We start from the raw sequence: 13,276 nt of genomic DNA on the forward strand, positions 1-13,276 counted from the left end.
TTAACGTACCTTTAATGTCGCCAGACCAATGAGCACTAACATCAGTGAGATGATCCAGAAGCGGACAATAACACGAGGTTCAGGCCAGCCTTTTAATTCATAATGGTGATGAATTGGAGCCATACGGAAGATACGTTGACCACGCAACTTAAATGAGCCGACTTGTAAAATAACGGAGAGTGTTTCAACAACAAACACACCACCCATAATGACTAATAAGAATTCTTGGCGTAATAACACCGCAATCGTTCCTAATGCGCCACCTAATGCAAGAGAACCCACATCACCCATAAATACTTGAGCTGGGTAAGTATTAAACCAAAGGAAACCTAAGCCCGCACCAACGATAGCGGTACAGACAATCACCAATTCACCTGCATGCATCAAGTAAGGAATTTTTAAGTAGCTTGCAAAATTAACGTTACCAGTCGCCCATGCAACTAATGCAAAACCGGCAGCAACAAAAACAGTTGGCATAATGGCTAAGCCATCCAAACCATCCGTTAAGTTAACGGCGTTACTTGTTCCCACAATGACGAAATAAGCCAGTAAAATATAAAGCATGCCTAATTGAGGCATGACATCTTTAAAGAATGGAACGACTAACTGTGTTGCTGGCGTATCTTTACCAATGGCATACATGCTAAATGCCACAACCAGTGCTAATACGGATTGCCAGAAATATTTCCAACGTGCGATTAAGCCTTTGGTATCTTTACGAACAACTTTGCGATAATCATCAACAAATCCAATCACGCCGTAACCAATTAAAACCAGCAATACACACCAAACGTAAGGGTTATCTAATCTTGCCCATAACAGTGTAGAGATGGAGATAGAAAACAGGATCATAATCCCGCCCATTGTTGGTGTACCACGTTTACTAAAGTGCGACTCAGGTCCTTCACTACGAACCACTTGTCCAATCTGCATTTTTTGTAACCATGCGATGAGATGAGGCCCCATCCACAAAGCAATAATTAATGCCGTCAATAAACCAACAATCGCCCTGAATGTCAGATAAGAAAATACATTAAAAAATGTATGGTATTTAACCAAATATTCGGCTAGCCAAACTAACATTCAAAGCACTCCTTTAATGCGTTCACGATATCTTCCATCGCGGAGCTTCGTGAACCTTTTACTAAAACTGAAACAACATCATGCTGCTGTAATAATGGAATTAATTGAGCAAGTAAGTCGGCTTTAAATGCAAAATGCTGACCACCTTGATTTTCATCACTAATAAAATGGCTGTGATGCCCAACAGTAAAGACACTATCAATACCAGCACTGTGAGCAAAACGACCAACATCGCGGTGACATTTTTCTGAATCTTTACCTAATTCAGCCATATCCCCAGCGACAAAAATTTTATATCCCGGTAATTGAGAGAGCACTTGTAAGCCCGCAATCATCGAGCCATCATTCGCATTGTAAGTGTCATCTAACACCATTTTTCCTGAAGTTAACTCAACAGGATATAATCTTCCTGGTACCGCTTTTAATGTCGATAAGCCAAGGCGAATATCTTCAAGCGTCGCTCCAGCAGATAGCGCAAGTGCACTTGCCGCTAAAGCATTCGCAATATTATGGCGACCCGGTAATGGAAGAGTGACTTCAACACAACCTTCAGGTGTGTGTAAGGTGAAATTTGTGATGAATTGCTTAACGGCAATATCAGTAGGATAAAAATCTGCGTTGCGTTGTGCTGATAAAGAGAACGACCATTGTGTTTGGCGTGCATTTAAATGATGTTGCCACATAGGTAAGTCATTACTATCAAGATTAATAATGGCTGTACCTTGCTCTTTTAAATGCGTAAAGATTTCACCTTTTGCCTGAGCAATACCTTCCAGTGAGCCGAAACCTTCAATGTGTGCAGAAAAGAGGTTGTTTACCAACGCAGCTTCTGGTTTTACCATATTTACGGTATAGGCGATTTCACCGATATGGTTTGCACCTAATTCGATAACTGCAAAACGGTGTTCAGGGGTTAAACGAAAAAGCGTTAAAGGTACGCCAATATCGTTATTTAAATTGCCATGCGTATATAAGGTTTCGCCACAGTGACGCAAAATAGAAGCGGTCATCTCTTTGACGGAAGTTTTTCCGGAAGAGCCTGTCAGTGCCACAATTTTGGCGTGACTTAATGAACGAATATGTGCCGCAATTTCACCCATTGCGAGATGAGTATCTTTCACAATAACTTGCGGACAATCAACATCAATCTCACGATTAACTAGAACTGCAACAGCGCCCTTTTCTTTTACATCAGCAATAAAATCATGAGCATCAAAACGCTCACCCGCTAATGCAATAAACAGACAATCTTCATCAATTTTACGGCTATCTGTTGAAATCGATTTGATGATGAATTGATCCGCTGAGCCTTGAGCGATATGGCTCAATGTGCCTTTAGTAACTTGTGCAATATTTTCTAAAGATAGAGGGATCATGCTATCACCCCCAATAACCGAGCAACGGTTAATCTATCTGAATAATCAAGGCGACGTGAACCAACTAACTGATAATCTTCATGCCCTTTACCAGCGACTAAAATCATATCATTGGCATCTGCTTGCATAATCACGTTAGTGACTGCTTCTGCTCGACCTTCAATAGCAATCGCACGACCCGGCTCCATTAAACCTGAAAGAATATCTTGGATAATCGCTTGAGGCTCTTCACTACGAGGGTTGTCATCAGTGATAACAACTTTATCAGCCAGCTCTTCTGCGACCGCTCCCATTAGTGGGCGCTTACCTTTATCTCTATCTCCGCCACAACCAAATACACACCACAGTTTACCTGTGCAGTGTAAACGAGCTGCTTGAAGCGCTTTCTCTAAAGCATCAGGGGTATGAGCATAATCGACGATAACCGTAGGACGATTATCTGCGCTAAATACTTCCATGCGACCACAAACAGGTGTGAGTGCCGATGAAGCATTAATAACGGCATTTAATGGGTATCCTAATGCCAATAATGTCGCTAAAGCACACAAAAGGTTACTGACATTAAAAGCCCCCATAAGTGGGCTTTCAATTTCACCATCACCCCAGCTAGAACTAAAGTGAATCGTTGCACCTGCGTCGTGATAATTAATACGAGTTGTTTTAACAAAGCGACCTTGCCAATTTTGTGGCAATTTATTTTCCATTGTTACTGCAACAGCGTCAGGTAAACGAGATAGCCATTTTAGACCAACGGCATCATCCGCATTGATGATTTTCTCACCACTTTGATGCGTGGAAAACAGTAACCATTTTGCTTCTTCGTAATTTGCCATATCACCATGATAATCAAGGTGATCACGGCTTAAATTCGTAAATACACTCGCCACAAAAGGCAATGCACTGACACGATCTTGAACTAAACCATGAGAAGAAACTTCCATAGCCGCCAATGTCGCACCTTGATTTAATAATTGCTGTAATTCTAATTGAATATCAACCGCAGATCCTGTGGTGTTCATCGCAGGAACAACATGACCTAAAAGCCCGTTACCTACTGTTCCCATCACAGCACTGGTTTCACCTAAACCTTGTGCCCACTGTGCTAACAATTGTGTTGTTGTCGTTTTTCCGTTAGTCCCAGTAACACCAATTAGTTTCAGTTTTTCCGCAGGTTGATGATAAAAATGCCCAGCTAATTTTGACAATTCTGCATTAAGATTATCAATATAAACAACTGGAATACCGTGACTTTCACGGATTTCACCATGCGTTGCAACATCTTGCGCTTCCGCTAATACCGCAGAAACACCTTGAGCAATTGCTTGAGGAATATAGCGTCTACCATCAGTTTCATGACCTTTAATGGCGATAAAAAGATCACCGCTCGCCGCTTTTCGGCTGTCGAGTGTCATGTCTTTGAGCATCAATGACGGTGCTTGTATCCCGAGTGCCCCTAATAGGTCACTTAAGTTAGGATCGGCCACTTGTATCCTCTTCTTTTTTAATTACAAATTCATTTTTATCGTCTGGCGTCAATGCATCAGGTTCTACGTTCATCGTACGTAAAACTGCGCCCATGATTGTGCCAAACACCGGTGCGGATACTGCGCCCCCATAGTACTTACCTGCTTTAGGTTCATTGATTATCACAACCAACGCAAAGCGAGGACGACTTGCCGGTGCAACACCCGCCGCATAAGAGATATATTGATTGATATATTTTCCGTCAGGTCCTACTTTTTTCGCTGTCCCTGTTTTAATCGCAACACGATAACCTTTAATTGCCGCACTCACACCACCGCCACCAGGTAATGCAACGCTTTCCATCATGTGCACGACAGTTCTCATCACTGGTTCTGGGAAGACTCGTGTTCCCGGTACAGGGGGGTCAACTTTCGTAATAGAGAGAGGGCGATAAATACCAAAACTACCAATCGTTGCGTAGACACGCGCTAACTGTAACGGTGTTACCATTAGCCCATATCCGAATGAGAAGGTGGCCCTTTCAAGATCGGACCACCGTTGTTTTTTTATTGGAAATATGCCACTACTTTCGCCAACTAGCCCCAAGTTAGTTGGCTTCCCGAATCCAAATCGTGAATAAACATCCACAAGTTCAGATGCAGGCATCGCTAACGCCAGTCTTGAAACACCAACGTTACTCGATTTCTGTAATATTCCTGTTATCGAAAGCTCATGATATAACGCCACATCTTTTATCTGATGCCCACTAATACGATAAGGAACAGTATTAATAACGCTATTTTCTTTAATGATATGATTGTGAAGTGCACTCATCACAACCATCGGTTTCACAGTAGAACCCGGTTCAAAAATATCGGTGATAGCACGATTACGCATCGCGTCTTTAGGTGTACCCGTTAAATTATTTGGGTTATACGATGGGCTGTTTGCCATCGCCAGCACTTCACCCGTATTTACATCAACTAAAACAGCGGTTCCTGACTCTGCTTTATTCTTAATAACCGCATTGGTTAATTCTCGATAAACCACAGATTGCAGACGTTCATCGATACTTAACATCAGGTTATGAGCAGCTTGGCTATCTGTTTGAGCGATGTTTTCAATAACACGGTTAAAACCATCTTTACGAACAACGCGCTCACCGGGAGCACCAGTCAGCCACTGGTTAAAGCTTTTTTCAACACCTTCAATGCCATCACCATCAATATTTGTTACACCGATGATGTGAGCAGTTACTTCACCTGACGGATAATAGCGTTTTGATTCTTGACGCATATTAATCCCAGTGATTTTTAATTTACTAATGTAATCACTAATTTCAGGATTCACTTGGCGAGCCAAATAGATAAAACGAGCGGAAGGCGTTGCAACAATTTTTTGTTCAATTTGATTCACTGGCATTTTCAGTGCATCAGCAAGCGCTAACCAACGAGAGTCAGTCATATCAGGATTAGCATCTAATACAACTTTAGGATCAGCCCAAATAGCATAAACTGGCACGCTAACGGCAAGAGGTCTGCCCATTCTGTCGCTGATCATGCCTCTTGCTGTTGGTACTTTTTGCACACGTAGAGAACGCATATCCCCTTCACGAATAAGGGGATCGGGATTAATAATCTGTAAATAGGCAACACGGATTAATAGCGCGGCTAAAGCGATACCAATACCACCGCAAAGCAACGCAAAACGCCAACTCACAAATCCTGTTTTTTCTTCAGGCTTGCGTAGTTTGGCATTTGACTTTGTCTTTGCTTTCGCTTTTGCCGAACGTGAAAATTTCATACTTGCCTTAATTATTTAGTAACCACGATGTTCTCTTTTGTTGGGTCAACATGGATCATTCCCAAACTATCACTTGAAAAACGTTCTACTCGGCTATGGTCTGCCAATGCATTTTCTTCAAGAATGAGATTTCGCCATTCGATCTCCAATACGTTTTTTTCCAGCACTAAACGCTCTTTCTCTGCTGTCAATAAACGTGTCTTATGTGCTGTCGTCACGACATACACCGCAGAAATAATCACAGCAATCAGTAAACACACAGGTAATTTGCCATGACGCAGTAAATCCTGCCCTATAACTCCCGGTAGTGAGTGTCGTTCAGTAGACATTTATTCCTCAATACGTTGTGCTACACGCAATACAGAGCTTCGTGCCCGTGGATTTTCATCAACTTCCACGCCTGTCGGTTTCATCTTGTGAATACTCGATAAGCGAGCACTTCCTAACTCTTTTATCTGCGCTTCTGTGAGAGGAATACCAGCAGGAACAACAGGCCCTTTGCTCTCATCTCGAATAAAACGCTTCACTAATCGGTCTTCCAACGAATGGAAACTAATTACCGATAAGCGCCCTTCTGGTGCTAAAACAGAAACGGCACCTTTTAGTGCTTTTTCAATTTCATCTAACTCGCTATTGATATAGATGCGAATTGCCTGAAAACTACGTGTTGCTGGGTGCTTATGACGCTCTTTAACTGGGCTTGCATCGCTAATTAAATCAGCCAATTGCTTGGTTCGAGTCAAAGGCTCTTCTGTTTTGTTACGAGCAACAATGGCGCGAGCAATACGTTTAGCAAAGCGTTCTTCACCAAATGTTTTCAATACCCATGTAATGTCGTCTTCTTCTGCTGTCATCAGCCATTGTGCAGCTGATTGCCCTGATGTTGGGTCCATACGCATATCAAGAGGCCCATCACGCATAAACGAGAAACCACGTTCAGGATCATCAAGTTGAGGAGAAGAAACACCTAAATCCAGTAATACGCCGTCAATTTTTCCAGCTAAATCGAGCTCATTAACATACTGTTCAATATTTGAAAAAGGCCCATGAACAATAGAAAATCGAGCATCATCAATTTCATTCGCAACTGCGATGGCTTGCGGATCTCTGTCTATCGCTATCAAGCGACCTTGTTCGCCCAATTGCGATAAAATTAGACGAGAGTGACCTCCGCGACCAAATGTTCCGTCGATATAGATACCTGAAGGTTTAATATTCAGGCCATTCACTGCTTCATCCAGTAATACACTGGTATGGCTAAAATTATTCGTTGTCATTATTTAAAGTGATAAATCCAATAGTCGTGTCGATAACGGTTCCTGTGAGGTTTGCTCGGCTACAATGTCTGTTTCGATCTGTTTGTACCAGACCTGTTCATCCCACAACTCAAATTTATTGAATTGACCGACTAACATGACCTCTTTTGTTAGCCCCGCATGCTGTCTTAGCGTGCTAGCTAACAAAAGACGTCCTGCGCTATCCATTTGGCATTCGCTGGCGTGACCTAATAATAAACGTTGAACTCGACGTTCCGCAGGGTTCATGGAGGACAAAGCCGCTAATTTTAACTCAATCTTTTCCCATTCAGGAAGGGTATAAAGCAATAAACACGGCTGATTGAGATCAATGGTACAAACCATTTGACCTTCAGAAATCTCACTCAGCGTTGTTCGATAACGGGAAGGAACTGTTATTCGCCCTTTGCTGTCAAGATTAACGAGTGTTGCTCCACGAAACATCCTCATTACCCCCAGCTTTGTAATTTACACCACATTATCCCACAAATCCCCACAAATAGAGTTTACGGATGGTATGAAAACGTTGTCAAGCCAGATATAGGAAGCTTTATTTATATTTACAGTAATTTGATAGGCACACCGAAATGTTTAAATTATCGACAAAAAGAAAAAAGGAAATATTAACACTATGATTAATAGAGATTATTTTCCCAATTCTATTTTTAATCACGAAAAGTAATTATTTATAACGATTACAAGGAGGAAAACCAGATAAAGAAATCATAATCAGTAAAACATGATTTTTATTATAAAAAACTAATTTATTGCAGTTCATTTACCTTTAGCCAACATAATAATTTGGGGTTACTTTTATATAAATAAAAATAGTAAGACGAAAAAAAATAATTCAATATCATGAAGATAGTTATTTATTTTTTTCTTAAATTTCCCAAAATGAAATTAATTACTTATTAAATCTAAGCAATATCACTTATGGATATGTCAAAATTTAATCTATTAACTTAGTAAAAGGAGAAAAATAGTAAAAAAAGGCTTAAGATTAATCTCAAATTTAATATTCTCTAAGCTATTCGACATTCTTAAATCAAATAAAACATCCCCGTTTTAATTTAATAAAACAGGGATGAGTATAAATGCAAATAATTACCAACAGAGCGATATCAATTAACGTGCACGTCCCAAACTGCCTCGACGGCATAAATCACGTCGAATACGTGTAATACCTGCTTGTGGTTTTTGTTCTTCTTCAAGACTTGCAAGAACAAGTTCTAACACACGCTCTGCAATATCACGATGGCGTTGAGCGACAGATAAAACAGGACACTCAAGGAAATCCAATAATTCATGATCACCAAAAGTCGCAATAACCAATTGCGTTGGTAAACGACCACTGCGTTGTAATGTCACATCCATAACCCCTTGTAATAAAGCAAAAGAAGTCGTGAATAATGCATCAGGCATTGGATTATTATTTAACCATTCGGAAAAAGCAGCCGCAGCAGCTTCTCGTTCATAGCTATTTGCATATAGGTAGGTGACTTCTCTAGGATCATCTTTCCATACATTACGGAAGCCTTGTTCACGTAAAAAACTCACGGAGAGTTCAGGAAGTGCGCCTAAATAGAGTACAGATTGCGAAGGGAATGCTTTTAATTCTGTTGCCAGCATTTTGGCATCTTCTAAGTCATCACCAACAACGCTGATAAAATGCTCACTTTCTAATGCTCGGTCTAATGCAATAATCGGTAATGAGCGATTAGCCCAACGCTGATAGAAAGGATGCTCTGGTGGCAATGCTGTTGAAACAATAATGGCATCAACTTGACGTTGCAGTAAGTGCTCAACACAACGAATTTCGTTGTCTGGTTGGTCTTCTGAACAAGCAATCAGTAATTGATAACCGCGTTGACGCGCTTGTCGTTCAAGGTAATTTGCGATCCTGGTATAACTGGTATTTTCCAAATCAGGAATAACCAAACCAATAGAACGCGTACGACCAGCACGTAATCCCGCGGCAACAGCGTTCGGGTGGTAATTATGCTCTCTGACCACCGCCATCACTTTTTCAACAGTCTTGTCACTTACACGGTACTGTTTCGCTTTACCATTAATGACATAACTTGCTGTTGTTCGTGAAACACCAGCCAAGCGGGCGATTTCATCCAGTTTCACATTAGCCTCTTTTAATTATTAAATGTGTTATTTATTACATATTGCTATGAATTTCAGTCATCATGCTGATCTGAGTTTGTATTTTAACACAATTTACTGATAAAACCGTATGCGTCAACGTTTCCGTTTATGTCTTTTATCAATTATTTCAATCATCGTTATCTATCAATAAGTAATTTCAAAAGAAAAAAGCACCATTTAGGTGCTTTTTCATCAATTAAAATTAATCTTGATACATTAATTCGATTTCATTTCGATAACGTTCAGAAATAATTTTACGGCGAAGTTTCAATGTTGGTGTTAATTCACCCGATTCCATTGAAAAGCCTTCTGCAAGAAGAGTAAAGCGCTTAACTTGATGAAAACTTGCAAAGTTTTTTTGCATTTCACGTAAACGTTCATCAAATAGCTCTTTAATTTTGGTATGGCGTAATAATTCCATACGATCTTGATATTTTAAATTTAATGCACGCGCATGTTCTTCTAATGCATCGAAACAAGGCACAATAAGTGCGGAAACAAATTTACGCGTATCAGCAATCACCGCAATATGCTCAATAAAACGGTCTTGCCCTAATGTTCCTTCGATCATTTGTGGTGCAATATATTTACCATTTGACGTTTTCATTAAATCCTTCAAACGTTCCGTGATAAATAACATACCATCACTATCGAGTGCACCTGCGTCTCCAGTACGTAACCAACCATCTTCTGTAAAGGCAGCAGCCGTATCTTCAGGCTTATTGAAATACCCTTTCATGACAATGCTGCCACGTACTTGGATTTCGTTTTCTGCACCAATACGAACTTCGACGCCCGGCAATGGTGTACCAATAGAACCTAACTTATATTTATTCTCTTCCCAGCATGAAACTGTGGCACAGGTTTCTGTCATACCATAGCCGTATTTAATATTAATACCGGCAGCCAAGAAGAAACGGATCACTGCATCATCTAAACGAGCACCCGCAGCTGGTAAAAAGCGAACACGTCCACCTAAAATTTGACGCAATGGATTTAATACTTTTTTATCTGCAAAGCGATAACATAAGCGAGAAATAAATCCTTGCTGACGCTGATTCAGTTGTGCCTCACGCTGTTTTTCACCCTGCTTTATCGCCCATTTAAAGATAAATTGACGAAACACAGAAGCTTGAGACACTTTATCTTGAATAGCGCTATACACTTTTTCATAAAAGCGAGGAACAGCACACATCACTGTCGGTTTAACTGCACTCATTGCTTCTCTAACAGCGTGAGTGTCCGTTAAATACACGTTAACCGCGCCGGTGTGCATCACATAGAAGCTCCACGCGCGTTCAAAAACGTGAGAAAGAGGTAAAAAGCAGAGCGAAACATCTTTATCAGATAATGAGAGACGCTCATCATGTAGATAAAGCTGCGATGCCAGACTTGTATAATCAAGCATAACGCCTTTAGGTTCACCTGTAGTTCCTGATGTATAAATCAGAGTAAACAGATCATCTAAACAGCATTCATTAATACGTTGTTTTAACACTTCATCATGCAGGAATTGTGTCTGGTTAATTAAATCTTCCAGATAGCATGAAGGTGTATTTTCGTTTAACACAACATCAGAGTTAAACACAATAATATGTTCAAGCTGAGGACATAACGCTAATAATTCAGAAACAATATCGTATTGCTTTTGGTCGCCAACAAAAAGAATGCGAATATTCGCATCATTTAAAATATAAGCGGCTTGTTCAACACTACTTGTTGCATAAAGAGGAACGGTTACGGCACGTAGTTGCAAAGAAGCAATATCAGCCAAAGACCAGTCAATGGTATTTTGAGAAAAGATCCCTATGTTTTCTTGAACATCCACACCCATTTCTAACAATGCATTTGAGAGCGCGTGTGTTTTCTTTTCAACCAACTCCCATGACATTTCGATATTGCGCTTAGCATCCCACTGACGATAAGCAATTTTATTCCCGCTGTGCAAAAACTGCATCTGCAATCTTCTAATTATATGATAATCATGAAGATTATTATTAGTTATCATAATTTTCCTGCTATTTATGGAAAAGCGACCGTGTTATGAAACTGAAATGGAGAAAATATCTCTCTTACAATTTCAGCTTACACCTGTTCGCTGACTCGGATAAAAGTCTAAGTGATCCGCCAAAATAAAGGAATTCAATTTTACATAAATTTGTAAAATTGTGAGTTATGAAAAGTTTTGTCAGAAAAGGCTATCTCATCACAGTGAGAAAATTAAATATGATGGTCTTATTTTTTATGGAAAGCTAAAAAGAAAAGCTGATAAATAACAATAAGTAATTGTTATAACTTAATCAATGACAATAGAATGAGGGCGATATTATTGCAAAAAAATAGGTTTAACATAGTTATAATACGAATAAGAGTCATTATTACAAAGAAAGGGCAAAAATAGTGACAGCAATCCAATTTAGTTTATCTAACTGCATAAACGCCATCTTGGTCATTAGCTGAGTAACTAACGTTATCTGCCACTATTTCTGCATAATTAGTAGTAAATACTAATTATGAGCGAAAACACTCTAGTTTTGACAAACTTCACTTAATAAATTTTTCATCCATAAGTGGCCTTTATCACGCGCTGTTGACTCATGCCAAATCAAGTAACATGGACGCTCTGTTTTTTCCCAAGGCAACGGCACGGCTTTAATATCTAATTGTTCAGAATAACTCTCAACTAACCATTTTGGTGCAATGGCAACCAAATAAGTTCTAGAAACAATATTTAATACACTATTTAAATCGGTTCCTTGATAAGTGATTAAATCTTCTAATTGAGTATTTTTATAATACGGCGCACTAAATGAACCAATATCATCTAAAGAAACAATAGAATGTTGCTCATTTAATAACATTTCTTGGGTTACACTCTCTTTAATACGAGGATGTTTATTAGAAACGACCAAAACAACTTCATCATTAAATAGTGGTTGGGAATGAAATTCAGCTTTTTCGAAGTCTTTATAACTAATAAAGAATTCAGTTTCTTGGTATTTTAGTTGGTGCTCTATATTGCTATTTAAATAAGATTTAATATTAACGTTAATATTGGGTGTTTCATTTTTAATTTGTTCAACTATTTTAGGTGCTAATTTTATATCTAGAGGGCTACAAATAGACAAATTAAATATACGCTCACTTTGTTCTGGCTCAAATCCGGCGCCAGGAAGTTCATTATGAACCAATTGTAAGGCTTGTCTCACTGGACCAAAAAGTTGTTTAGCTCTTAATGTAGGTTGAATACCTCGTCCATAACGAACAAATAATTCGTCATTAAACATAACCTTAAGTCGAGATACAGCATTACTCACTGCAGGTTGTGACATGCCCAATACTTGCGCAGCACGGGTGACATTTTGCATTTGCATAACAGCATCAAATACCGTTAATAAATTAAGATCAACATTACGTAAATGAATATCTGTTGATTCTCTGCTGGTAACTGTTGCTGATGTGTAATCCGTCATTTCTTACTCCACTATGTTATCATAATAGCCAAATAAATATTATTAACTGAGATATTATTAATAATAGATAGGCTTCAACTATTACTTAAACTATTTATTAAAATTTATTATTCATCATCCATGAATATAACTAAACACATAAGTTTCATATCAATAAAAAAACGTATTTCATATAAGTGATGAAATTTGACATTAAAATTACATGTATAGAAAATGATTATATCAATATATATTACAACCTGTTTTACCTTCTGCCTTGCAAATAATAAAACAAAGTATGATAAAAATCATAATAAAATAATGTACTTTCATTCCTAAAATAGGTATCCGGTATCTATCATCATTTATAATACAATGATTTTTATTCTTACATTCAAAACGTTGCTCACATTTATTAATCATTCCTTCCCTAACACCCTCTTTTTTCTTTATCAACTGGCTGATTAAAAAAAAAGCAAACAATTGTTTAATTTTTCATTTCACTCTTTTTTAAACAACGTATGGAACATTAACCCAATCAATGAATGCTTAATAGTTATAATCATTAGTAAAAATTTAGATATTAGTCAGAATCACTATAAAATTTTTATAAATAACACTGATAAATGAATTAATAAATTCCAAC

The 13,276-nt window shown here is 38.7% G+C and carries 10 protein-coding genes; all 10 read right to left on the reverse strand.

The window, feature by feature from the left end:
• Complete coding sequence (mraY, locus tag AB4J89_RS11180) at positions 1 to 1,083, reverse strand: phospho-N-acetylmuramoyl-pentapeptide-transferase (RefSeq protein ID WP_023581493.1); 1,083 nt, start codon at positions 1,081 to 1,083, stop codon at positions 1 to 3.
• Complete coding sequence (murF, locus tag AB4J89_RS11185; RefSeq protein WP_368469235.1) at positions 1,077 to 2,459, reverse strand: UDP-N-acetylmuramoyl-tripeptide--D-alanyl-D-alanine ligase; 1,383 nt, start codon at positions 2,457 to 2,459, stop codon at positions 1,077 to 1,079. The genes mraY and murF overlap by 7 nt, the downstream gene beginning before the upstream one ends.
• Positions 2,456 to 3,943 carry a UDP-N-acetylmuramoyl-L-alanyl-D-glutamate--2,6-diaminopimelate ligase gene (gene murE / locus AB4J89_RS11190; protein WP_368469237.1) on the reverse strand — a complete coding sequence of 496 codons (1,488 nt, stop codon included), beginning with the start codon at positions 3,941 to 3,943 and terminating at the stop codon, positions 2,456 to 2,458. The genes murF and murE overlap by 4 nt, the downstream gene beginning before the upstream one ends.
• Positions 3,930 to 5,726 carry a peptidoglycan glycosyltransferase FtsI gene (gene ftsI, locus AB4J89_RS11195; RefSeq protein ID WP_368469239.1) on the reverse strand — a complete coding sequence of 599 codons (1,797 nt, stop codon included), beginning with the start codon at positions 5,724 to 5,726 and terminating at the stop codon, positions 3,930 to 3,932. The genes murE and ftsI overlap by 14 nt, the downstream gene beginning before the upstream one ends.
• Positions 5,727 to 5,737: 11 nt before the next feature.
• On the reverse strand, positions 5,738 to 6,055 hold the full coding sequence (ftsL, locus tag AB4J89_RS11200) for a cell division protein FtsL (protein WP_023581490.1): 318 nt from the start codon (positions 6,053 to 6,055) through the stop codon (positions 5,738 to 5,740).
• Positions 6,056 to 7,003, reverse strand: a complete 948-nt coding sequence (rsmH, locus tag AB4J89_RS11205) for a 16S rRNA (cytosine(1402)-N(4))-methyltransferase RsmH (protein WP_088494917.1) — start codon at positions 7,001 to 7,003, stop codon at positions 6,056 to 6,058.
• A 3-nt stretch (positions 7,004 to 7,006) separates the two neighbouring features.
• Positions 7,007 to 7,465, reverse strand: coding sequence for a division/cell wall cluster transcriptional repressor MraZ (gene mraZ / locus AB4J89_RS11210; RefSeq protein WP_088494916.1), 459 nt, complete (start codon positions 7,463 to 7,465; stop codon positions 7,007 to 7,009).
• A gap of 684 nt (positions 7,466 to 8,149) precedes the next feature.
• Complete coding sequence (cra, locus tag AB4J89_RS11215) at positions 8,150 to 9,157, reverse strand: catabolite repressor/activator (RefSeq protein WP_075670767.1); 1,008 nt, start codon at positions 9,155 to 9,157, stop codon at positions 8,150 to 8,152.
• Positions 9,158 to 9,380: 223 nt separating this feature from the next.
• Positions 9,381 to 11,186, reverse strand: coding sequence for a long-chain fatty acid--CoA ligase (locus tag AB4J89_RS11220; RefSeq protein WP_088494915.1), 1,806 nt, complete (start codon positions 11,184 to 11,186; stop codon positions 9,381 to 9,383).
• A gap of 520 nt (positions 11,187 to 11,706) precedes the next feature.
• Positions 11,707 to 12,651 carry a transcriptional regulator LeuO gene (gene leuO / locus AB4J89_RS11225; RefSeq protein WP_088494914.1) on the reverse strand — a complete coding sequence of 315 codons (945 nt, stop codon included), beginning with the start codon at positions 12,649 to 12,651 and terminating at the stop codon, positions 11,707 to 11,709.
• Positions 12,652 to 13,276: the final 625 nt, after the last annotated feature.

The organism is Proteus sp. STS61-E (assembly GCF_040932335.1).
Lineage (GTDB): Bacteria > Pseudomonadota > Gammaproteobacteria > Enterobacterales > Enterobacteriaceae > Proteus > Proteus mirabilis_B.